Annotated in this window: 18 protein-coding genes and 1 pseudogene; 11 read left to right on the top strand and 8 right to left on the bottom strand. The window is 60.3% G+C overall.

Features of this window, described 5'->3' with window-relative positions:
• Positions 1 to 246 precede the first annotated feature (246 nt).
• The 5 genes from ABF821_RS09580 to ABF821_RS09600 all read left to right on the top strand — a co-directional run bounded on the left by ABF821_RS09580 (position 247) and on the right by ABF821_RS09600 (position 8,649).
• Positions 247 to 2,358: a relaxase/mobilization nuclease domain-containing protein gene (locus ABF821_RS09580; protein WP_415529846.1), complete on the top strand. Its 2,112-nt coding sequence runs from the start codon at positions 247 to 249 to the stop codon at positions 2,356 to 2,358.
• 162 nt (positions 2,359 to 2,520) lie between these two features.
• Complete coding sequence (locus ABF821_RS09585) at positions 2,521 to 2,955, top strand: CopG family transcriptional regulator (RefSeq protein WP_182975192.1); 435 nt, start codon at positions 2,521 to 2,523, stop codon at positions 2,953 to 2,955.
• Between the two features lie 167 nt (positions 2,956 to 3,122).
• On the top strand, positions 3,123 to 4,358 hold the full coding sequence (locus ABF821_RS09590) for a TolC family protein (RefSeq protein ID WP_182975191.1): 1,236 nt from the start codon (positions 3,123 to 3,125) through the stop codon (positions 4,356 to 4,358).
• An 80-nt stretch (positions 4,359 to 4,438) separates the two neighbouring features.
• Positions 4,439 to 5,557, top strand: a complete 1,119-nt coding sequence (locus tag ABF821_RS09595; protein WP_182975190.1) for an efflux RND transporter periplasmic adaptor subunit — start codon at positions 4,439 to 4,441, stop codon at positions 5,555 to 5,557.
• A complete protein-coding gene (locus tag ABF821_RS09600; RefSeq protein ID WP_415529847.1) occupies positions 5,554 to 8,649 on the top strand; it encodes an efflux RND transporter permease subunit in 3,096 nt (1,031 codons plus the stop codon). The genes ABF821_RS09595 and ABF821_RS09600 overlap by 4 nt, the downstream gene beginning before the upstream one ends.
• Positions 8,650 to 8,893: 244 nt before the next feature.
• Here the strand turns inward: ABF821_RS09600 and ABF821_RS09605 are convergent, their stop codons facing one another.
• Both ABF821_RS09605 and ABF821_RS09610 read right to left on the bottom strand, forming a co-directional pair.
• Positions 8,894 to 10,189 carry a chloride channel protein gene (locus ABF821_RS09605; protein ID WP_182975188.1) on the bottom strand — a complete coding sequence of 432 codons (1,296 nt, stop codon included), beginning with the start codon at positions 10,187 to 10,189 and terminating at the stop codon, positions 8,894 to 8,896.
• Entirely contained in the window at positions 10,186 to 12,489 is a 2,304-nt protein-coding gene (locus ABF821_RS09610) for a copper-transporting P-type ATPase (RefSeq protein ID WP_375288994.1), read from the bottom strand. The genes ABF821_RS09605 and ABF821_RS09610 overlap by 4 nt, the downstream gene beginning before the upstream one ends.
• Before the next feature lie 197 nt (positions 12,490 to 12,686).
• Here ABF821_RS09610 and ABF821_RS09615 point away from each other — a divergent pair.
• The 6 genes and pseudogenes from ABF821_RS09615 to ABF821_RS09640 form a co-directional block, all read left to right on the top strand.
• Positions 12,687 to 12,950, top strand: a pseudogene (locus ABF821_RS09615) (transposase); the annotation flags it as partial.
• A gap of 443 nt (positions 12,951 to 13,393) precedes the next feature.
• Positions 13,394 to 13,876, top strand: coding sequence for an RNA polymerase sigma factor (locus tag ABF821_RS09620; protein ID WP_415529848.1), 483 nt, complete (start codon positions 13,394 to 13,396; stop codon positions 13,874 to 13,876).
• Positions 13,877 to 13,976: 100 nt separating this feature from the next.
• On the top strand, positions 13,977 to 14,969 hold the full coding sequence (locus ABF821_RS09625; protein ID WP_415529849.1) for a FecR family protein: 993 nt from the start codon (positions 13,977 to 13,979) through the stop codon (positions 14,967 to 14,969).
• Positions 14,970 to 15,175: 206 nt separating this feature from the next.
• On the top strand, positions 15,176 to 17,638 hold the full coding sequence (locus ABF821_RS09630; RefSeq protein WP_415529850.1) for a TonB-dependent siderophore receptor: 2,463 nt from the start codon (positions 15,176 to 15,178) through the stop codon (positions 17,636 to 17,638).
• A gap of 261 nt (positions 17,639 to 17,899) precedes the next feature.
• Positions 17,900 to 18,106: a transcriptional regulator domain-containing protein gene (locus ABF821_RS09635; protein WP_415529851.1), complete on the top strand. Its 207-nt coding sequence runs from the start codon at positions 17,900 to 17,902 to the stop codon at positions 18,104 to 18,106.
• Between the two features lie 163 nt (positions 18,107 to 18,269).
• Positions 18,270 to 18,680, top strand: coding sequence for a DUF2285 domain-containing protein (locus ABF821_RS09640; protein WP_415529877.1), 411 nt, complete (start codon positions 18,270 to 18,272; stop codon positions 18,678 to 18,680).
• A 43-nt stretch (positions 18,681 to 18,723) separates the two neighbouring features.
• Here ABF821_RS09640 and ABF821_RS09645 read toward each other — a convergent pair whose 3' ends face one another.
• From ABF821_RS09645 to ABF821_RS09670, 6 genes are all read right to left on the bottom strand, one after another.
• On the bottom strand, positions 18,724 to 19,176 hold the full coding sequence (locus ABF821_RS09645) for a ribbon-helix-helix protein, CopG family (protein ID WP_415529852.1): 453 nt from the start codon (positions 19,174 to 19,176) through the stop codon (positions 18,724 to 18,726).
• A 115-nt stretch (positions 19,177 to 19,291) separates the two neighbouring features.
• Positions 19,292 to 21,088: a relaxase/mobilization nuclease domain-containing protein gene (locus ABF821_RS09650; protein ID WP_415529853.1), complete on the bottom strand. Its 1,797-nt coding sequence runs from the start codon at positions 21,086 to 21,088 to the stop codon at positions 19,292 to 19,294.
• Positions 21,089 to 21,332: 244 nt separating this feature from the next.
• Entirely contained in the window at positions 21,333 to 22,010 is a 678-nt protein-coding gene (locus ABF821_RS09655) for a lytic transglycosylase domain-containing protein (protein ID WP_415529854.1), read from the bottom strand.
• Positions 21,997 to 22,335 (bottom strand): DUF736 domain-containing protein, encoded by a 339-nt coding sequence (locus tag ABF821_RS09660; RefSeq protein WP_415529855.1) that lies wholly within the window; start codon positions 22,333 to 22,335, stop codon positions 21,997 to 21,999. The genes ABF821_RS09655 and ABF821_RS09660 overlap by 14 nt, the downstream gene beginning before the upstream one ends.
• Positions 22,332 to 22,862, bottom strand: a complete 531-nt coding sequence (locus ABF821_RS09665) for a S26 family signal peptidase (RefSeq protein ID WP_415529856.1) — start codon at positions 22,860 to 22,862, stop codon at positions 22,332 to 22,334. The genes ABF821_RS09660 and ABF821_RS09665 overlap by 4 nt, the downstream gene beginning before the upstream one ends.
• The gene (locus tag ABF821_RS09670) at positions 22,859 to 23,305 is read right to left on the bottom strand and encodes a DUF2840 domain-containing protein (RefSeq protein ID WP_415529857.1); all 447 of its coding nucleotides are present in this window, start codon (positions 23,303 to 23,305) and stop codon (positions 22,859 to 22,861) included. Before ABF821_RS09670 ends, ABF821_RS09665 begins: the two co-directional genes overlap by 4 nt.
• Positions 23,306 to 23,604 lie beyond the last annotated feature (299 nt).

Below are 23,604 nucleotides of genomic sequence, written 5' to 3' on the forward strand. Positions count from 1 at the left end.
CATCAGATTCGGAAAAGTCGAATTCATAGGCCGAAAAGAAGAAAAAACGTGAGGGCAAGATTAAAGGACGTGGCACTCCTGTCGGTCCTGACCTGTGGTTTTCTCTGTCTGCACATGGGGTTAGAGAAAGTTTGTGTGGCACTCTGGATTTTGCTCTCCTGAGCCGTCATTTTTCAGGAGTGATGGTTTCCCGCCGTTTCTGACGGCACTGTCCCTGGAAAAACCCGGTTTTGGCGAGGTCCGGCCATGGCGCAGGATGACGACACCGCGTTCCGTCCCCGGCCGGGACGCATCCGCTCGAAGGGTAGCGCGACACGCGGTCGCACGGACTTTCTGGCCAGCATCCGGACGCAGGTTCGCCGGCAATCGCTGCACCCCGGAAAGAGGGGCGGCAGCGGGGCGGGCGGCGGCCAGGGCCGCCGCTTCTCTTCTGAGTCTGGTGCGACCTCGCGTGCGGGGAGTGCGTCGCGTTCCGGTTCCACCCGTGGGGTGGGTCGCGGGCGGGGCGCGTCCTTCGTCCGGGCGCGTGGGATCGCCGGCTGGCGGCATCAGGTTCCTGGTTCCCGGCGTGTGACGGTGAAGGCGCGTGTGGTGCGGCAGGCCGGGAAGGGAGGCGGGGCCGCCGCCCACCTGCGCTACATCCAGCGCGACGGGACTTCCCGCGACGGCGAGCGGGGTGTCCTCTACGGCGCGGAGACCGACCGCGCCGATGCGAAAGCCTTCCTCGAACGTGGCGCGGAGGACCGACATCAGTTCAGGTTCATCGTCTCACCGGAGGACGCCGACCGGCTGGAGGATCTGACGGACTTCACGCGCGAGCTGATGACGCAGATGGAAGCCGATCTCGGCACGCGGCTGGATTGGGTGGCGGTGAACCATTTCAACACCGCTCATCCCCATGTTCATGTCGTCGTTAATGGCCGCGACGACCAGGGCAAAGACCTCGTCATCGATGGCGGGTATATCACCCACGGCCTGCGCGAACGCGCGTCTGAATTCGTGACGCTGGACCTCGGTCCTGTGTCCGAGATCGAACGGCGCCAGAAGCTGGAAGCCGGCATCGACCGTGACCGCTTCACGCGCATCGACCGTGCCCTGCTGGCGCAGGCGCAGGATGGTACAATCGACATGCGCCCCGGCATCGAGACGCCGACCTCGGATCTGGTGGACCGGCGGCTGCGCCTGTCGCGCCTCGCGAAGCTGGAACGCATGGGGCTGGCCCGTCCGACAGCGCCGGGCCGATGGACGCTCGACGAGCGGCTGGAAGAGCGTCTGCGCAATCTCGGCGAGCGGGACGACATCACAAAGCAGATGCACCGCGCCCTGAAGGCGCGCGGCAAGGGAACGGAGCAGGACCGCGACCCGGCGCATTTCCGCTTCCATGACGAAGTTCCAGACAAATCGGTCACCGGGCGGCTGGTGGACAGGCATCTGACGGACGAACTCGGGGAAAAACTGTCGCTGGTGGTCGATGGCCTCGACGGGCGGGTGCATCACCTGCGCGGTTTCGATCCCGCCCAGATGGAGGACCTCCCCCGTAGCGCGATCGTGGAAATCGCCGCCGCTCCGGTTCCCGACAAGCCGCGCCCGTCCGACCGGGCGATCCTCGCCAATACCGAGGATGGGATTTATCGCCCTTCCGCCCATCTGGAGCGGATGCAACTCGACCGCTGGAGCGTCAAGGGTAACCCGGAAGACCTGATCAAAGGCCACGTTCGCCGCCTGGAGGCGCTACGCCGGGCGGGGATCGTGGAACGGCTGCACGCCGACCGCTGGCGTATCCCGGAAGACTTCCAGCAACGCTCCATCGCCTATGACGCCACCCGTGCGCCGAAGGCGACGGTGCGGCTGCTGTCGGCCTTCGATCTGGAGGCGCAGATCGGCTCCGATGGCGCGACCTGGCTCGACCGGCGGCTGGTGGCCGGGGTAAGCCGCGAGGGCGACCGGTTGGAAGCCGGGTTCGGGGGCGAGGTCGGCGACGCCCTGGCCAGACGGCAAAAGGCCCTGATCCAGCGTGGGGACGCCAGCCTCACCCCGGAGGGCATGGTGCGCTACTGGAAGAACCTGCTGGCGACGCTGGAAGGGCGGGAGGTGGAACGGGTCGGGCAGGCCATGGCCGAGAAACGGGGGAAGCTGTGGCGTCCGCTTGATCGCTTCGAGACGATCCAGGGCACGATGAAAGGCCCGATCGATCTGGCCAGCGGGCGCTTCGCGGTGCTGGAAAGCGGACATGAATTCTCGCTGGTGCCCTGGCGTCCGGAGATCGGCAGGCAGCACCAGAAGGAGATGGCCATTTCCATGGATGAGCATGGCGGCATCTCCTGGGAACTGGGACGGGGCAGGGGCCTTGGCCTGTAGCGGGAAAGTATCACGAGTCGTTCCGGAACTCTGACAAACACCGACAGGAGCCGCCAATTTTACGCCAGGCTACGCTCCTGTACTATGCCGATCCAACAAGGACTTGCGTCGGGAAAATTTCAGCGCACTCTGTCATCGGACCTCCAGATCGGGAGCACGGCGATGACCAGACGGCAGCGGATGAACGTGTATTTCGAGCCGGGCCTGCTGAAGCAGGTCGAGGCGCTGGCCGAGCGCCGGAAGGTGTCGAAATCGGCGGTGATCGAGGCGGCGGTGCTGTCGCTCGTGTCCGGCGAGGACGATGGACGCCGGGATGCGGCACTGTCGAAGCGTCTGGACCGGCTCGGGCGGCGGATCGACGATGTGGACGAGGCCGTTGCCGTGCTGGGCGAGGCATTCGCGCTCTATACCCATGCCTGGATGATGCGTCAGCTTCCGATCCCGGCGAACGAGAACGAGGCCGCGAAGGATCGGGGCGCGGATATGTATGCCCGGTTCAACGAGGTGCTCGTCCGGCGGCTGGCGAAGGGGCAGCGGTTCCTACATGATCGGGTGCGAGATGCTATTAAAACATCAAATGTAACCAGCAATAAATAATTTTTTATGGTTATAAGCATCTGATTTTTTTATAGAAATATTTTGTCACGGCGCTTCATGCATATGACGGGTGCTTCCGCGTGGTAGCGTTCAGCACTGAAATTAGCTTGCCCCTCTATATTGCTAGGAGCACGTCAATCATGACGAGCCGTTCTTAGGATAACTGAATGACTTTGATAAAAAGAAGAGTCATAGGCAGTTTCATCTTTGTTTGTGCGGCAATTGCTGTAAATATGTCACATGGTCGGGCGGAGAGTCTCCACGATGCCATTATAGCTGCTCGTTCGCGCGATCCTGAAACGCACTCAGCCGACATTGACCACCAGACAAGTCAGAAGACGGCACGTGCGCTTGATGCTTGGTTTCCTTCCGGCCCCGTATTGAGCGGCCAATATCTCGACGATCACTTCATTGGCAGCAAGGTAGGCTATACTACCTATCAGGGCGGCATCAGCGTTCCCCTTTGGCTTCCGGGCCAGGGTAAAGCCAGCGTACGTAACGCAGAAGCGGGCACAGCGGTCGCCGATGCGCGCATCAAGGTCCAAAGATTGCTGGTCAGTGTTCGTGTGCTTGACTTGACGAGTCTGGCGACGTCCCTTTCGCTCGAAATCGCCAATCTCGACGAGATGGTCTCCCTGCTAGATCAGACTTTGACGACCTCGCGCCGGGCCGTAAGAGCGGGTGAAGTCTCGCCCGCAGACGAGGAGGCTGTCGAAGCAGAAAAAGAAGACTTTGAGGCGCAGGTTGCGGAACGTCGTCAATCCTTGGATGTGGCGCGCGCGGAACTGGAAACAGCCACCGGCTCGGATGAGATCCCGGACCTGCTATCGATCGACGGCCGAATGCTGTCCGTCCGCAAATTCCGGCTCGACCCCGACAACGATCCTCGGATCGCTCTGGCAAACAGTCTGACGCATGAAGCACAGACGGCGTTCGACCTGACCCGGCATTCCTACATGCCCAATCCGCAGATCGGCATCCAGGTGTCGCGTCAGGAACAGTATGACAGCCCCTGGGATACTCAGGTCGGAGTGCAATTCCAGGTTCCACTGCCAAGCGCGGCACGAAATACACCAAAACTGATGAAGGATGTCAGCGCGATCGGCGCGGCGCGACGTGACGCAGAGCTTGCTCGTCGGAAGGTGGCAGTGGAATATCGCCGTATCCGCGCGCAAATGGCCTCCGCCATCGTCGTGACGAAACATGCACGCGCGTCCCACGATGCCTTACGGAAACGGGCAGTCCAACTCGACGCAGCGTGGCGCGCCGGCGAAACGCCAATCATAGAATATATTCGCGCGCGACGGGGAGAACTTGAAGCCAGCCAGCGTCTGGCGCAGGCAGATGTCATCTGGCGCGCCTCTCTCGTTCGTATCCTCCTCATGTCGGGCCAGACACCATGAATTTTTTTTGCAAACGTCAGACTGGTGTCGGTACGCTTTTCGTCCTGGGCGTAACTCTGCTTGGTATAATGATGGCATTCATGCCTGTCGCTTGGGCACAGGAGCGCTGGCCAAAAGGGCCAGTGATCATCGCGCCAGCCGCTCTGACGCGCGAGGGCATCGAAACCGCAAAGGCCGAGCCTGGGGCCTTACACAACTATATCGAAGCTCAGGCTTATGTCGCCGCTGACGAACGGCGGATTAGCCGTATCCGGCCTGTTGGTACCGGACGCGTCATGGACGTCCTCGTTACCCCTGGTCAAATCGTCAAGCCTGGCGATGCTCTGATGCGGTATGACGATTTCAGTCTAAGCGACGAACGCCAACGCCTTGTATCCGCAGAGGACGCTCTCCGGCAGGCGGAGGCAGAGGAACGCGACGCAGTTCTCGCATGGCAACGCGGTGAGCGCCTGCGCGGCGGTGTCATCGCGGCAGGCGAAGCGGAGAGGCGTCAGGCACGCATGACTGAGATGCACGCGCTCGTCTCTCAGCGCAAAGCTCAGGTACAGAACGAGAAAGAGCGCATGGGGAGGTTTTCATCTCCGATCGAGAAAGTTGACGGCCTCTCATCCACTGTCATCTCTCCGGTCAATGGAATCGTCAGGCACGTCAATATCAGTATCGGCGAAGCCATCGCGACGACCCCGGCGATTCCCATCGAAATCGACAACCTGAATTCGGTCTGGGTCATTTCGGAAGTCTCGACCGAAGATGCAGGCAAGCTGGCCATTGGCGGGCAACAGCAGACCTGGCTCCGTGGAGTGGACGATCCGATAGCCTCCCGGATCGATCTGATCGAAGGCGGCGTGGATATAGGGACACGCCGCGTCCTGGTACGCAGTCTAGTGCCGAACGCGCAGTCAGCACTGCGTCCGGGCATGCTAGCTCGAACGCGACTCTTTTTCTCTCACCCCGTTGCCGGTCAGGTCATCCCCACCTCCGCCTTACAGACGATTGCCGGACAAAAGTGCGTTTTTGTGCAAACCGGTCCGGATCACTATGCGGCACGGCATGTCGTTGTCGGCCCCTCGTTGGACGGTCGCACCGTCCTTACTCAAGGTGTCGAGGCAGGCGAGATCGTCGTTACGCACGGCAGTTTCATTCTCAAATCCCAGGCTCTGCTTAATCCGACGCCCCAGAGCGGGCAGGTGGAGAAATGAATTTTGTCCTGAAACTGCTGGCGGGGCGCAAGGCTCTGCTCGGCGCAGTTATCCTGATCATGATCGCCGGGATTTTCGACCTGCGATCCCTGCCGGTCGAACCAGTGCCGGACATTTCTCCACGACAGGTTTTGGTCTCGGTCAGCGCCCCTGGCCTCCCGACACAGGAAATCGAACGCCTCGTCACCGTGCCAGTAGAGACTGTACTCTCCAGCGTCGTGGGCTTGGGCTCAATGCGCTCCGTGTCGCGGACCGGTGTGTCGGTTCTCTACCTCCAGTTCGATGACGGCACAGACATCTACCGGGCTCGCGAACTCGTCTCACAACGGCTGACCGAAGCGCGCAACGCAATTCCTGTCGAGCATGCATCCCTCAGCATGGGACCGATGACGACCGGCATGGGCGAGATCCTTCAGCTCCAGATTCACGGCACCGGACACTCGCTCGCCGAACTCAACACGATCATGACGTGGAACGTGGTCCCAAAGCTGCGCCTTATTCCTGGCGTGGTTGACGTCAACGTCAACGGGGGAGCGTCCCAGACCTATGAGGTGGAACTAAACCCCCTCGTTCTTCGTCGTTATGGCATATCTGTTTCCGATGTCTTCAAGGCAGTCGATAGTGGAGACGAAGCTGCGGGCGGCGCATGGCTGGAGCAGAACGACGAGCAGCATATCATAGGCGGTCGGTCGCTGATCGACAGTCTGGAAGAGTTCGGTGATATCCAGGTCTGGAGCGGCGCGAACGGTGCGGCAGTTCATATCCGCGAACTCGGCCGTGTTCATGAAGGGCAGTTGCCGCGCCTCGGCGCCGTCACTAGGGATGGCAATGGCGAGATCGTCAATGCCGTCATTCTTCTGCGTGAAGGCGCAAACGCCAAGAAGACCCTGGCGGCTATCAAGGCCGCCTTGCCCAAGGTGATGCACAGCCTACCCCAAGGCATTACGCTTGAACCCTATTACAGCCGTTCGACACTCACGAATGTCACCATCATGACCGTCCGCGACAATCTGGTCATGGGCGCCATATTGGTCTTCGCGGTATTGATGGTTGTCATCGGCAACTGGAGGGCCTCACTCGTCATCATTTCGGTCATACCGTTCTCCCTGCTGTGCGCAATGGTGGGGATGAATCACCTGGGAATTTCCGCCAATCTCCTAAGCCTGGGCGCGATCGATTTCGGCATGATCGTCGACAGTGCTCTTGTGATCGTCGAAAGTGTCATGAGCCGTCGCCTCGCGCCGGGGAGCAGCTTTGGCGATAGCATCGCTCAAGTCGTCGCACTCGTCGCCCGCCCGGTTACCTTTGCGATTCTTATCATCATTCTCGTCTACCTGCCGATTCTGACCCTCGAAGGCATTGAAGGCCGAATGTTCAGGCCGATGGCGGAGACCATCATTCTTGGCCTCCTCGCCTCGCTCGCGTTCTCGCTCGTCTGTATCCCGGCCCTTTCCTTGATGCTGATCCGTCCCCATTATGCGGAAGCGCATGATGACGAGGCAGATGATGAAAGCGCTCACGACACGCGCTTTATTGCGCTTCTGCGCCGTGGTTTTCTGCCCGCCTCGCGCTACTGCGTCGCGCATACGGGACGCGTAACCGTGATCGCTTTAACCATTCTTGGTCTGTCGGGTTTTATGGCGACACGGCTGGGGGGCGAATTCATCCCCCAGCTTCAGGAAGGCGATCTCGTCGTCACCTCGACGCGTTTGCCAGGTATCTCGTTGGCTGCTTCGCTCCGCTCGGTTGATGCGATCGAACGAACATTGCGCACCTTTCCCGACATCCGGACCGTTGTCAGCAATACTGGCACTTCCACCATTCCGACCGATCCCCAGGGCGGCGAGCAGACCGATACCTATATTCTGCTCAAGCCGCGCTCCGAGTGGAAAACGTCGTCGACGCAGGACGGCTTGGTGCGCGCCTTCGACACAGCACTGCGGAAGAACAATCCTGGTTCGCTTTATAACTGGAGTCAGCCCATCCAGATGCGCATGGACGATCTTCAGTCCGGTGTGCGCTCGCAGATCGCCGTAGGCGTCTATGGCCCGGACCTGAAAAACCTCTCGACACTTACCGCGCGGATTTCGGAGGCGATCGCCGCCGTGCCCGGCGCTGCCGATGTGGCTCCGCAGGATGTCGGTACCATCCCGTATCTGCATATCGATGTCGATCGCGCGGCCGCTGGTCGGCTGAATGTGTCGACCGCGGAAGTCCTTGATGTGATTGAAGCGGTGGGTGGCCATGTCGGTCCACCCGTCTCTATTAACGGCGCCTTGGTGCCGACGGAGGTGCGCTTCGGCGCTGACAGTCGCAATAGCCTGTCACAACTGCGTCAATTGCCGGTTCTGACGCGCGACGATCATGTCCTCGAACTGTCTCTGGTAGCCCATATCGCACTGGATGACGGGCCGGCCGCCATCCGCCGCGATCAAGGCGAACGCCGCATGATGGTACAGGCCAATGTACGCGGACGCGATCTGGCATCTTTTGTTCAGGCGGCACAGAAAAGTGTTGCGGACAAGATACAGCTTCCGTCCGGCTATCGGGTGGAATGGAGCGGACAGTTCCGTAATCTCCAGACGGCCGTCGCCCGTCTCGAAATCGTGGTCCCAATTACCCTCGTACTGATTTTCCTGCTGCTTCTGCTGGCATTGGGCGACCCCTGGCTGGCAGGACTCGTTTTCATCAATCTGCCATTCGCCGCAACGGGCGGCATCATTGCACTTTGGTTACGCGGAATGCCATTCAGTATTTCGGCTGGCATTGGCTTCATTGCGTTGTTTGGGGTGGCCACGCTCAACGGTGTTGTTCTCGTCTCCTGGATCATTGAAAAACGTCGTAATGGCTTCGATGGATTCACGGCAGCGACGAGGGCGGCACGGGAACGCTTCCGCCCCGTCATGGCCACCGCTTCTGTCGCATGCCTCGGCTTTTTTCCCACCGCATTTTCTATGAGTGAAGGTGCAGAGGTGGAGAAACCACTGGCGACAGTCGTTATCGGCGGTCTGGTTTCATGTACTGCGCTTACCCTACTTGTTCTGCCGGCTTTCTACATCAAGCTCAATAGCTGGCGGGAAAAGGCGCGATAATATCTTATGTTTATATTATCGTAGCGAGCGAGTATTGGCATCAGCCAGACCGCAATCGCGCAAGCACATTATGCTTTACTAATGCGTCTGCGTCTGCGTCGCGGGTGGTTCTGCGTCCAGCAGAATCGTCGCCAATGAACAGACACGTGCCTGTCATTTTGGCGAAGGCATCGTGCTGAACGATGATGGTTCACGGCGACACTCGGTGTAAGCACCGAGCGGGCGAGATGTACTGCTCGCCCAGTTAGCGTTTGGCGACGGCGGCCCGGTTGCGGAGGGCTTCGTAGATAGGCGCCTCCTGCATGCCGTCCGCGACTAGCATCGCGGCGAAGCTCCCGGAGAGAAGCGGCAGCAGCAGGCTGGTCGCATTGGTCATCTCCGTGACGAGAATGATTCCCGTCAGAGGCGCACGGACGGACCCAGCGAACATCGCCGCCATTCCGACAATAACGAAGGGAGCGGTATCGCCCGCCAGACGCGGTTCAAGCACATGTGCGATATCGCCGCAGCCGAGCCCGGCAAGTGCGCCGAGCGCCAGCATGGGCGCAAACAGGCCGCCCGGCGTCGCGGCCGCATAGGAGAGCGCTCCCAGAGCCAGACGCAAGACGAACAGCCCCGAGATGACCGACCATGCGATGGTGCCATTGATCGCGCTTTGCGTCAGCCAGTCTCCGCCTCCCGCCAGATGCGGGGTCAGCCAGACGATGACGCCTGCCAGAGCGCCGATCAGCGCCGCGCGCGTCTCCACTCCGACCGGTAGACCTTCCGCGAACCGCAGTGTTGTAAGGACAGTCCGGTTATACAGGACGGAGAGGACACCCATCGCGAGCCCGGTCAGCAGAAACAGGAGCTGGGTCGAAACGTCGATCACTGCGGGCGCTACAGAGACCATGAAATCCGGGTTCCCACCCAGCATGGCGCGGGCCACGAGAATGGCGGAGACGGAGGCTCCCAGTGCCGAACAGACAGTGCGGGCTTCGAAGCGGCCGACGAGTTCTTCCAGAACGAAGATGGCCCCTGCCCCCGGCGCGTTGAACGCGGTCGCGAGACCCGCCCCGGCGCCCGCCGCCAGCAAGACCCGACAGTCCGACCGGCCGAGCCGGAGCACGCGGCCGATTGTGTTCGCAGCCGTTGCCCCCATCTGCACGCTCGGTCCTTCGCGCCCGAGTGCCAGCCCGCCACCAATCGCAAGCAGACCACCGACGAATTTCACAGGTATCAGACCAGCCGAAGCGGGCGTGGTCGATCCGGCCAGGACAGCCTCGACATGCGGAATACCGCTGCCAGAGGCGAGCGGGGCCAGCCGCCGCACCATCAGCGCCGCAAGGAAGGAGGCAAGGCTCGATGCCAGAATCAGGAGCAAGCCGGCCGGAAAGCCGTGCCACGGACCAAGAGCGAACGCCGTGCGCAACCCGTCAGACCATTCGAGGAGCAGCCGGAACGATCCGCAGATCACGCCCGCGACGAGGCCCGTCAGGATCGACAGCAACGAAAGAATCGTCAGGCCGCAGGGAGGATCGTTTTCAGACGTTTGTATCACGGGGTTTTTCCAAGCCGCAGCGCGTTGGTGATGACCGTGACGGAGGAGAGCGCCATGGCCGCGCCTCCGATCATGGGCGACAACAGAAGCCCGAATACCGGGTAGAGGACACCTGCCGCCACAGGGATGCCGATCCCGTTGAACAGAAACGAGAACGCCAGATTCTGCCGGATGTTGTGCATCGTGTCATGCGCCAGAGTCCGGGCACGAACCAGCGCGCCGAGACTGCCATGGGCCAGCGTAATCCCCGCGCTCTCGATGGCAACGTCCGTTCCCGTACCCATGGCAATGCCGACGGACGCGGCGGCGAGCGCGGGAGCATCGTTCACGCCATCCCCCATCATCGCCACATGCGCCCCCGCTGCCTCAAGCCTCCGGATAATGTCCGCCTTGTCCTGCGGCTTCAGTCCGGCATGGATTTCGGCAATATTCCCAGCGACCTTCGCCACAGCCGCTGCAGTCGCCTCATTGTCGCCCGTGAGCATAACGATGCGCAACCCGTCGGCGTGCAGGGCCGCGAGCGCCGCCTTCGTATCCGCCCGCAGGGGATCGGCCACCGCGATCAGCCCAGCCAACCTGCCATCAATGGCGACGAACATCACGCCCGCGCCGTCCTGACGCCGCGCCCCGGCCGTCGCCTCCAGCGGCGCGGTATCGGCCCCCGCCTGCTTCAGCCGTTCGGCATTGCCGATCACCACCTGATGCCCGTCCACTCTTCCGCTGACGCCCAGACCGGGCTGCGAGGCGAAATCCCCGACCGGCGCGGGTTCGCCGTGGCGCTCCTTCAGCGCCCGGACCACGGCCTGCGCCAGCGGATGCTGCGACTGCGCCTCGACCGACGCAGCCAGATGCAGCACCTCATCCTCCTGCCAGCCCTCCGCGACGTCCAGCGCGATCAGCTTCGGGTGCCCTTCAGTCAGCGTGCCAGTCTTGTCCACGACCAGCGTGTCCACCTTGTCCAGTGCCTGCAATGCGCCCGCGTCGCGCACCAGCACGCCCTCGCGCGCGCCGCGCCCGGTGCCGACCATCACAGACATCGGCGTCGCCAGACCCAGCGCGCAGGGGCAGGCGATGATCAGTACCGAAATCGCGTTGAGCAGCGCGTGACCGAAGCGCGGCGCCGGACCGACGGCATACCAGACGATGAAGGTCACGATAGAGACAGCAAGCACCAGCGGCACGAACCAGCCCGAGACGCGGTCTGCGACGGTCTGGATCGGCGCGCGCGAGCGCTGGGCCGAGGCGACCATCTTGACGATGCGCGCCAGCATCGTGTCGCTGCCGACCGCCTGCGCCTCGATCTCCAGACTTCCTGTGCCGTTGATGGTGCCCCCTGTCACCGGATCGCCGGCTTTCTTCTCGACGGGCGCGGGCTCGCCGGTGATCATGGATTCATCCACGCTCGACGCGCCGTTCAGTACCGTGCCGTCAACGGGGACAGATTCTCCCGGCCGGACGCGCAGCCGGTCTCCTTTCATAACGTTCTCGACCGGGACATCCTGCTCCCTGTCGTCGGCACCGATGCGGTGCGCCTGTTTCGGCTTGAGGTCCAGCAGCGCGCGGATGGCGTTGCCGGTCGCCGCACGGGCGCGCAGTTCTAGCACCTGGCCGAGCAGCACCAGCGCCACTACGACACCCGCCGCCTCGTAATAGACGGGCAGCGTGCCATCCGGCATCCGGAAGGTCGCGGGAAAGGCATTGGGCACAAAGGTCGCGGCAAGGCTGTAGCCGAAGGCCGCGCCGACGCCGAACATGATCAGGGTGAACATGTTGAAGTGCAGCGTACGCAGCGAGGCGAGGCCACGCTGGAAGAATGGTAGTCCCGCCCAGCAGACGATGGGCAGCGTGAGCGCGAGCTGAATCCAAGGTGAAAGAGCGGGCGGAAGGAGGCGCAGCCCGACATCACCGCCCATTGAGACGATCAGAAGGGGAACGGCGAGCGCCGCGGCCACGATCAGACGCCGCGTGAAATCCTTCAGTTCGGGGCTTTCCTCGGACTGACCCGCCGGTTCCTCCGGCTCAAGCGCCATGCCGCAGAGCGGGCAGTTTCCCGGATGGTCCCGCCGGATCTGCGGATGCATCGGGCAGGTCCAGATCGTATGTGAGCCGGCGGAAGGAAGCGCGGCCTTCATTGAAGTCGGCGACGCATGCTCCGGATCGTGGCGCGTCATAGCATGCCGCATCTGGTGATTGTTCATTCCCGGCATCGACGGCATGGCGCCGGTTTCGTCCTCCTGCTGAAGCGTCATGCCACATTTCGGGCATTTCCCAGGCTGCGTCTCCCTGACTTCCGGATGCATGGGGCAGGTCCAGACTGTCTCGAGCGTGGAAGGATTTTGATCGTCCTGCTGCTGTGTCTGCTGCATGCCATTTCTCTCGAATGATCCAGTAGGAGGAGCCAACCGTCAGCTATCGACTAGCACGTTTTGAAGGAAATGGCGGAACGTCCGCTTGCGCAAACAACTTCGCCTTTCCGCGATGTCTGACATGAGGGCGATTGATCCACGGCGACAAAGGCTACGACACCAACGCGGTGCGTCGACAGATCGAGGGCGAGGGCGCCGCACCAAACATCCCGCCCAAGGCCAACCGGGTCTGGAGGAACTGCTTTTCGTCGGTCCTTTATCGGACGCGAAATGCCATTGAACGCATGTTCAACCGCCTCAAGGGCTTCCGCCGCGTCGCGATACGTTACGATCGCAATGCCACTAACTTCCACGCCGCCATCTGCCTCGTCGCGGCCGTTAGCTACTGGTTGTGAGTTCGGGCTCTAGATGACTGCTGACAACGAATGTCGGCATCGGCCAGACCGTGCCCCCGCAACCAACGAATCTTGCGAATGACCATTCGCCATATTTCGCCGGGATCGTAGTGTGCGGTTCCCCGCAACCATGAATTCCAAACGAAATCAATGACTTAAAAGGCGGCGCAAGCCGCCTTTTGGCGTTCCAGAGCACCAACTGGAATCATATAGGAATCAAACGGAAGCGAATTCACGCGTAGCAGCCACGCGCGCAAGGCGCGGCGCTGGCGGGCTCCGCCGCACCGGAATCGACTCAAGCCCTTTCGGTCCGCTTCCGTTCCCCTTGCCTTTCATAGCTCGCTCGCGTAACTAAAAATGAGAATGGTTCTCACTTGGTGGGAGCGGCCCCACCAAGCCGGGCCAGCGGGAAAGGTATCGCTGTGGAGAGGAAGAGCGAACTCTTGACATGCTACCTCGCCCATCGCGGCGACCTCCTGAAATATGCCGCAGGCATTACCGGGGATCGCGTTTACGCGGAGGACTTGCTGCAAGAAGTTTGGATCAGATGCCAGTCAGCGGACAGGCCAGATAGGCCGCTGAATTTTCTCTACCGGATTGTCCGTAATCTGGCGGTGGACAAGTATCGCGCGCAAAGTCGCGACCGGAAACGGTTCGTTCAGGCGGACGATGCTGTGACCGCCTCGGTTCCGGCGTTTGATGCTGGCAGCGAAGCGGATATAGCCGGCAAAGAGGAATTGAGGATCGTGGAGTCCGCGCTGGCTGAGTTGCCGGAGGATATGAGGCGAGCAGTCATGCTCTACCGCTTCGAGGGATGGAAACTGCGCGAGGTCGCGGAAGAACTAGGATTGACGATCGGTGCCGTTCATGGACTGGTCGCCAAAGGGTTGAAGCATTGTCGCAGCCGCCTTCATCCTCCCGAATAATTTCCACCCTGGTGGAAAAAAACACCTGCTCACGAACGTGTTCTTATTGGGGCCTGCCGAAAGGCTTCAAAGCGTTACGCTTGCCTCAAGGGGGCCGAACATGACCGTGCATGAGGACGTAGGGGCTTTTTCTCCGGATTCGGAGTGGCCGCAGGATGCGACCGAGTGGCTCATGCTGCTTCGTGAAGAACCGGATGACGCTGAAATCCGGGCGCGTTTCGAAGTATGGCGCTCGGCAAGCCCTGACCATCCACGGGATTGGGAGGAGATAACCCATACGATGGGGGTTCTTCGACGTGTGACACCAGTGGTCGAGGTGCCGGTCGGAAGACAGGTTCGTCGCCGCTCTGTTATCCAGCGTATCGGGCTCGGCAGAGGCCGGGTTGGACTGGCGGCGTTCTCTCTCGCCGCTTCTGTGGTTCTTCTCGCCTTCCTGGGGCCGGACATCGCCCTGCGTCTTCGGGCCGATAGCGTGACCGGACGACAGGAAGTCCGGACAATCGTCCTCGTTGACGGAAGCCAGATCGTGCTAGCCCCTCAAAGCGCCATCGCGTCGCGTTTCGAGAATGGACGGCGCGAGGTCCGGCTTTTGAAGGGGGAGGCCTTGTTCACGGTCCGGCATGACGCTGCGCACCCCTTTACCGTCTTTGCCCGTGGCCTGACCGTAACGGATGTGGGGACCGTATTCGATGTCGATGCTCAGGACGCGGGCCGTGTCACCGTAGCGGTCCGTGAAGGACAAGTGTCCCTTGGGGGTATTGTTTCCGAACATTCGCCAATCCTGTTGGGAGCGGGGGAGGAGTTATCGGCGCGGGATGGGACAACGGAAACAAGGACGGTTGCATCGACGGAAGTCGGGACGTGGGCGCAAGGGAAACTGGTCGTTCACGACTGGTCCGTGTCGGCGGTCGTGGCTCGGTTAAGCCCCTACGCACCTGGACCGATCATGGTTTACGGCAAGACACTGGCCGCCGAGTGCGTGACTGGCATCTATACGCTGACCGACCCGCAGGGGGCACTCCGGACACTGGCGGACGGCCAAAATGCACGTGTCGTTCACGCCACACCCTGGCTGACCATTCTCCATCGCTGAAAATTTTTTCGGACCAACCGCAAAAAAAAGCCTCGCACGGTCGTGTTATCCTCACAGAGCGAATGCCAATCATTCTCAATGATGGTGCCCTTTGATGGATGATCTCAGCCGGGAAGGGCAAGCGAATGGTAGCGCGGACAGGACGAACTTTCTCTCAATTCGGGTCATTTCCCGCGCGAAAAGTCATTATTCTCGTGTCGTCCACGATGCTGACCGGATCGTTGCTCCACGCAGCGCCTGCTGCGGCGGCTCCTTTGTCATCGGTCGCGATGTCTGCGTTTCAGATCGGGCCGCAGCCGCTCTCCAACGCCCTGATAGCATTCGGGATGCAGAGCGGCTGGCAGCTTTCGGTGCCCAACGATCTCGTCGCGAAAGTCAGAAGTCCCGGCGTCAGCGGGACTGTTTCTCCTGAGACCGCGCTTACGGCGCTTCTGGCGGGCACAGGGTTGACTTGGCAGATCACGGGGCCGCGTAGCGCCACTGTGAGAAAAGCCTCCTCCACAATTACCCTTGGCCCTGTACGCGTCGGTGGAACCCTCGCGCGTCAGGATCCAACAGGGCCGGGTGTCGGATATGTTGCCGAGACGACTATGGCTGGAACGAAAACCAACACCCCGATAACGGAGATTCCGAATTCGATCTATGTGATTACAAAGCAGCAAATGGTTGATCAACAACCACAGAACATTACTGACGCCCTACGCTATACGCCGGGGATTTATGCTGAAGCGTACGGGGGTGGCTCGACGGGGGCCGCAGGCAGCCTCAACGGACAAATTTTTCAACGTGGTTTTAAAGCATGGCAGTTTGTCGATGGCCTTATGACGCATTCAGCTTCTGCCGGGGAGACAACATTCCTTGAGCGGATCGAAGCAGTTAATGGTCCTGCTTCAGTTATGTACGGTCAAATTACCCCAGGCGGAATGATTGGTATGAGTCTGAAGAAACCAACCGACACGCCTCTGCATCAAGTTTCAATCGGCTTCGGTAATTGGGGGCGCTATGAAGCGACAGTTGATCTTAGCGATAAAATTACGAAGAACGGAAATCTTCGGTACCGGGTCGCGGCGATTGGCGTGACGCAGGGAACGCAAGTAAATTATGTCGATTATCACAGGGTTGGAGTGCTCCCGTCAATTACATGGGATATTGATCCGAAAACCTCTTTGACGCTCATGGGAATGTATATGTATACACCAGGGGATGGCTCAAATGGCACGGGGTTACCGGTAATAGGAACGCGTTTCACTGACGACATGCCTCGCATTCCCCGGAGTACGTTTATCGGGGAGCCGAATTGGAATCAATCTGGTGAAAAAGATGCTATGTTTGAGTATCAGTTTAAACACCAATTTAAGAAATATATTAATTTCAGCCAGACATTCCGATGGGAAGATACAAATTTCGATAAGTTAAATGCATATTACGATTCCAATGTTAGTCCTGGAGTGATCTCAGTATCACCATGGCAAAATCAGATAACTGCAAATCAAGAAGCTTTGGATACGCGTTTTTACGGAATTATCAATACAGGTCCAATTCAACACACATGGGTGGTTGGAAATGATTTTCGTTATTACTCATATAAAGATACCACTACTTTTGATGATAGACCGGAGCCAACACTCAATGTTTATAATCCACAATATCAATATGAACCTTGCTATAGTATGACTTCTGACCGCTGCAATGTTTTTAGCTATTCTCCTAATTCTAGTTACTTTCAGGAGGGTGTGTATTTTCAGGATCAAATAAAATGGAAAAATATTTCTGTAATATTGGGGGGGCGGCAGGACTGGGCCCACCAAGAAACATCAACAACATCTTCTAATAATTCAAACGGGACAACAGAATCTTATGCGGCTACGAAAAAAGGACAGTCTGATAAAGAATTTACATGGAGAGGTGGGGTAGTTTATAATACTAAATTCGGTTTACACCCATATTTTAGTTATTCTACCTCCTTCATTCCACAGACTGGCCAAACCAATTATTTAGGTCAACCATTTTCACCGCTTACTGGTAAGCAGTTAGAAGCCGGATTAAAGTATAAAGTACCAAATAGAGATATTTTATTCACAGCATCAGCATTTGATATTGTTGAGAACCACTATCTCATTGACGATATGGTTCATACTAATTTTTCGAAAGACGCCGGGACAGTGAAATCACGGGGCTTCGAGGTTTCTGCAAATGCTAATATCACGAAGAGCTTGAAGGTTGTTGCTTCTTATACATTCGAAGATGTTCGGTTTGGAAAAAGCACGAATACAGATCAAATATACTATCCATTCACAGATTCATATGGCGCCTACGTTAGTGAAAAAGGCAAGTTCGTTCCGTATATTCCTCGCAATATGTTTAACGTATTTGCAGACTATACGTTTAGGAATTCTCCATTATCTGGATTTGGCGTGAATGGTGGAGTAAGGTATGTTGGGTTTACCTACTCAGATAATGTAGAGTCGTATAAAGTTCCTTCCTATTTCCTTTTCGATATCGGAGCACATTATGACTTTGGGTCGGTAACGCCTACGCTTAGAGGGTTGAAAGCGCAGCTTGCTATTTCGAATCTTACCAATAAATACTATGCATCTGGCTGCAATACGAACCTCTGTTATTTGGGACAGGGCCGTCGCGTTTACGGGAACCTGACGTATAGCTGGTGAAATTTCACGCTCCCAAACTACAGCGCTTTTTCCCCATTATTTTCAGCATCTTGCTCCTCGTCTCCATGTCAAAGTCGAGGGGCAGATGCGCTGCAAGTTCCGAGGGGCGTCCCATGCCAAACTCGTGGGATGGCTCTGTGCAATATTTGTAGGGTCACGCTGCAACCGGCGTGATCCATGGCCAACAAAAACGGGTCGCCTGTGCCGGGCATGGTCTGCCATGTCCCGAAGGCAACTCCGTGTCGAGAGGGAAAGCATTCCATGTCGATCGATATCTGGCAATCCAGGGCCGATCTGGCCGTCTTGAAGACGCTGGCTGCTCCCGCGCTGGCCGGAGCCTTCATGCGGCGCTGGTCCCGCTATATCGACGACTACCACGACACGAAAGGGCAGGCGAAGGCCAGCCATAGTCCTTCTGCGCTCTGGACCGGCTTTTGCGCGCGCTGGAGGCTGCGCTTTCGCGCATGACCCGGCCATCCCCGTCACCCGCCAGCCCGTCATCTGGCGGCGCGATGCGATGGCAAAGAATATCATCCTGACCGAAGCCCCGCCGGAGTTCGGGAGCGTCGCTCCCCTGTCCCTCGCGCCGTGGGGGCGTGTGCTGTTCGACCATGAGGACGGGCAACGCCGTGTGATCGGGCTGGATGATCCGACAGGGGCGTTCTCGCTCACGCTGGACAGTCCCGAGGCTCTGACCCATCCGGCCATTCTCATTCCCCTCGATCCTCATTACCGCAAGCGGAGCCATGAGGCGACGCGCTTCGTCTCGCGTGTCCAGGGCGGGGCCATCCCGCGTCATCTCCTGCCTGTCATCACGCCGGTCCGGTCCCTGCATCTGATCCGTCGTCTGCATGCCTATGACCTGTATCGGACCGGTGCCGACGAACGCCGGATCGCCGCCGTCCTGATCGATCCCCGTTCCCTGACCATGTCTCTGGACGAATGGCGCGATCATGCCTGGCGCAAGTCCGCCCGAGACTGGCGTGATGAAGGGATCGCGCTGGTCGAAGGCGGCTATCTCAGACTGCTGACCGAAGGGTAAGGCCGGAACAGGGGGCGTGTCGATCGTCATTGCACATACAGGGTCATGAGCGGGGCGGTGCATCGTCGGGCCTGTCAGCAGGGCGCTGACGCATGGCGGGAATATCGAGCGGGATGTCGTCACGGAAGGATTTTCCCTGCGATAGCCGCCGCCCCAGCGTGTCGAGAAACCGGGCGAAGCGTTCCTGACCCAGCGCATTGGCGGCGGTCTGCGCCTCTGCGGGCAGGGGCGGCATCTGGCCCAGCCAGAAGCGGATAAACAGGGCATGGGTTTCCAGCGCGATCATCAGGTCGCGCTCCTGGCGCTGCATCTGGCGGGTCAGCCGGTCCAGTCGCCGTGTGAGGGCCGCTTCGGTTTTCTCCGCGCTGTCGGGTGACAGGAGCGAGGCGACCGCCGCTTCCACCACGGCGGAGCGCGTCACCTTCCGGCGCGCGGCAAGCTCGCCGATCTGGCTGATCATGGCAACGGGCAGGGAGACGTTCAGGCGGTCACGCATGGAAATCCTCCATGAAAAGCCATGATGTGATCGAAAGGTTTTGTTGGAAACAAGATCGAAACTGTATCGAGTGTACCGAGGCGGATAACAGCGTAGAAAGAACGGGCCGCGTGGCTCATAGGCTGATCCCGAGATCGCGCTTTCGGTCGTGCCGCCAGTTGATGCCTCCATCGTCGCGGGCGACCCCATCGACATGGCGGTCGTGCTGCTTGTCCAGCGACGGTGCCCAGGGCACAAGCTGGAAGCCGAGGCCGTTGTCGATCATGGCGAAGCGCCCCGAGGACAGGCTGAGACGTTTCACATACTGGCCGGTGACGAAATTACCCGGAATGCTGCGCTCATAAGCCAGCCCGCTTTCCTTTGCGAGTTTCGCGCCCACCTGATCGAGTTCCTGCTGACGCAATGTCGCCAGGAGATTGCGCTGATAGCGCGCGGACCCGTCCTGCTGGAATGACGCCAACCCGCGATTCACGAGGTGTCGCGTGCGCTCCTGCATGGCCTGCCGCACCTCGGCCCCGCAGCCGGTGCGGGCGAGGTCCATGGGCTGGCCCTCTACCAGCCGGTGATCCAGCCATGTTGCCCCCGGCGCTTTCACCTGGGCGGCAAGGTCCAGATCGGAGCGGGCCGACAGCACCAGATAATCCTTCCCGCTTGTCCTGCCGGTCGCCGTTCGCACCTCAACGATACCACCATCGGGCGGGGCGTCGCGGAAGGCTTCGACGCCGGAGAAGCGGACATGATGCACATGCCCGTCCGTGGCGTCGATCACGGCATAGGCTTCGCCTGTCAGTTCGTTGTGCAGACCGCGTTCCAGCAACCGCCCCGTCAAGGCGGTGGACTGATCACGCCCCGAGATCACGTAATCACCGGGAGACATCCCTCGATCCCGGCTGCGTTCCGTCATGGCACGGTGCATGGTTTTGATGATGTCGCCCCGCGCGCCCATCTCGCGTAGCGTGTCCGCCATGCCGGGCGTGAGTGACCATCTTCCCGATCCTTCCGGCGTAGCCAGCCCCATGCGTTCCAAGGTCTGCGCCCTGCCGGTGAGAAGGGCGCGATGCGTCGCATTTTGCCCGAGGTCATGAGCGCTCCCGGCTTCAGGCCGCAGGTCCACGATCCCCAGATCGTCGGCATGGCGCTGCAACTCGGCATCAAGCCGGGTCCAGCGTTCCGCCGTCACGTCCCGACGGAGAGCCATTTCGATTTCATGCTCGGCGCGCGGTCCGAGTTCCAGTGATACCAGATCCTCCGCCCGTGAGCGCAGCCCGTGGCTGATATAGTCGCGGGCGATGACCAGATCGGCCCCGGCCTGATCGACGCCGCGCACGATCAGATGCACATGCGGATTGTCGGTGTTCCAGTGCGACACGGCGGCCCAGTCCAGCCGTGTGCCGAGATCGGCTTCCATCTGCGTCACGAGGTCGCGGGTGAAGCCGTCGAGGTCCGCCATCTCCGGCGCGTCCTCGGGTGAGACGATGAAGCGGAAATGATGCCGGTCGTCTTTGCAGCGTGCCGCGAAATCCCCGGCCTCCACGTCCTGACCATCCGGCCCGAACAGATGCGCTTTCTCGCCGTCACGGGTGACGCCATCGCGGCGCAGATAGGCGAGATGATCGGCCAGTGATCCGGGCCGTGCGCCGCGCCCGATCTGTCGCACCACGCGGGCCTTGACGGTGACGCGGCGATGGGCGTCGAACAGGCGACTTTTGCCAAACCGGGAATGCCCCCGGCCAAAGGTCGAAGGACCGGAGCGCGGACCGTAACTTTTTCCCTTTCCGGGGTTGCCGCTACTGCCTCCGCCCGCGCGTCGGGAGACATGAAGCACCTGCGCCAGAAAGCTCCGAAGTCGGGCGCGGCTTCCTTTGCTCCGGATGCGGCCCGGATGGACGTGGAAATCCTCGTCACGGGCCATCAGATCCTCCCTGTGCAGGAAAACCCAGCAGGGAAGCAGCATACAATCCAAAACCCTGCACACGACCGACCCAACCTGCACACGGAAAGACGAAGCGCGACTGCGCTTCGTCGCCCGACGTGGCAGGCCGTTTTATCTTGCCTTCTCTTTCCTTCATGTTTCCCGATCCGCACACTCCCCGACGCACACCCGAAGCGCTCTCGATGGGATGTCCGGTTTCCCCGCTCATGCCGAAAATCCCACGTCACGGTGTGCTCCTTTGCGAAACGGAGACGAACAGGCCATGGGGTGGAGCGGTGGATCGCATCACCTGAACGAAGATCGGCATCACCTCGGGCGCGTTCTGAACGACGGTTCGGGATGCAAACGGGCCGACGAAAAGCGGACTCCCGGGCGGCATTTTGAGTGGCGTTCGCGCTGCAAAATCCGCGTCGAAAACCGGATCGCCAATCGACTCTCCGCGCAGCAGCCGGACAACTCTTATGACGTATTTTTTTGTCTCGTCGGGAAGCGCACGACTGGTTCTCAGCAGTTCCTCATACCGTCCGGGACCGGCATTGTAGGCGGCAAGGAAACCCGCATCGCCGTAGCGGTCATGAAGCCATCGGAGATAGGTTGCCCCTGCCGTGATATTGTCGTGCGGATCAAACGGATCAGCACCGAGATTCAACGACGCGCGAAGCTCCCGCCATGTGCTCGGCATGATCTGCATGAGGCCCATCGCCCCCTTGGGTGATACCGCAGAAGCATCACCCTGGCTCTCCGCGCGCATCACCGCCGTGATCCATGCGGGCGCAATATTTGCCCGCGTAGCCGCTTCGCTGACATAGGCATCGAACGGCGCGGCACGGGCAGTCGGCACGGGCATTGCAACCCCACTGCAAACCACCAGCAGACCGAGCGCTTTTTTAACGTGTTGCATGACGCGGATCGGGACGGTTCCAGACCAGCCGGAAACTGTCCGAACCATCGCGGTCAGGCATCAACCGGGCACGCAACGGAGAGGCGAACAGCGGGTCGTCGATCAGCACGGCAAGCCACAGACCGATACGCTCATTCTGTCGCACCCAGGCGCAGCCAACCTGCGCGGCCTCATCCTCAAGCCCCCGCAGGACGCGATAATCGGGGGCGTTTTCGGATGTGCGGTTCTCGTTCGGAACGATGGCGAGATCGTCGGCCATGAGAAAGGTGGTGATCTGGCCGAAAAACCCGTTGGTCGTATGCGTGAACGCGCCAAGATGGATCATGACCGGTCTCCATTGATATGAGGGGATGGAAGCCAGAGCGGGACCGCGCGCCCGATCACGGTGCTTGCTGGAAGCGGGCCGAAATACCGTCCGTCGAGGCTGCGCGGTTCCGCCGGGTTCATGACGAAAATCTCGCGGGGCGCGAGACGATGACAGCCCTGCCAGACGGGGAGCGCGCGTCCACGATGATCGCTGTCGAGCGCATCGCCGACATGCGCGCCGTCGATCGTGACGCTGCCGTTTGTCCGGCACACGCTCTGTCCCGGCAACGCTGCTACCGGCTTGAGCAAGGGCACGCCGAACGGCAGATAGCCGCGCTGCGCCAGCAATAGCGCCAGCCGGTCGGGCAGTCGGAGAGCGGCGATATCCCCGACATGCAGTGCGTTGCCGGGCTGGACGCGATACAGCCCGACCGGAACGCTGGCCGTCTCGTTCCACATCAGCCGGGGCGCGACATGGATGACGGCGGACATGCCCACCGCCAGCACGATGAAATACGTGCCGAAGAACCAGGCGCGCCGGGTCATGATGCGAGCCTCCTGCGCGCCAGCCATGCCTTGTGCATGGCGCGCGTATAGGGACGGGAGGCTACATTGGCGGCGATGCGGCCATTGAGGATGCGCCAGTGATCGGGGCAGATTTCGGCGGGGCGCAGCCCCAGTTCCTCAATGGCGTCGATTTCTTCCAGCACGCGCCTGACCTTCGGCCAGCCGGACACGTCGAGCAGTAATTCGCCGCCAGGGCGTACGAAAGGCACGGTCTGGAAGGCGGTCCCCGGCTCCACCGCGCGCACGATGTCGAAGCAGGAGACGACGGTCCCGTAATCGTTGGCGGTCCAGCGGATAAAGCCGAATACACAGCCGGGCCTGAAGGCGACCAGACGGCGGCGCTTGTCCAGCACGGTGTCGGAGACTGGCTGGCCGAAACGGAACCAGTGTTCGACGCGCTTCTCGATGAAGGTCAGTTCCACCGTTGAACCCGGACACTGGAACTGGAACTGGTGGCGACCCGGGATTTGGTGGCACGAGACGGGATGTGGTGGGACGGAAATCAGCGGTCGCGCGCCGGGTGCGGGTTTTGCAAGGGGGTGTGATGCCCTTGGCGGCACGGACAGTCGATTTGGAACTATGGGCGCTCCCACCCCGTCGGCGGACAGTCGAATTGGAACTTTCGGCATTGCCCTATCAAGGGACGCTTAGCCGGTCATAGTCGGTTCTTAAGGCATCTTACGGCTTTCCGCCCCCAAGGCGTCAGGGATCAACTACGCTT

This window comes from Gluconacetobacter sp., from assembly GCF_047721585.1.
Taxonomy (GTDB): Bacteria; Pseudomonadota; Alphaproteobacteria; order Acetobacterales; family Acetobacteraceae; genus Gluconacetobacter; species Gluconacetobacter dulcium.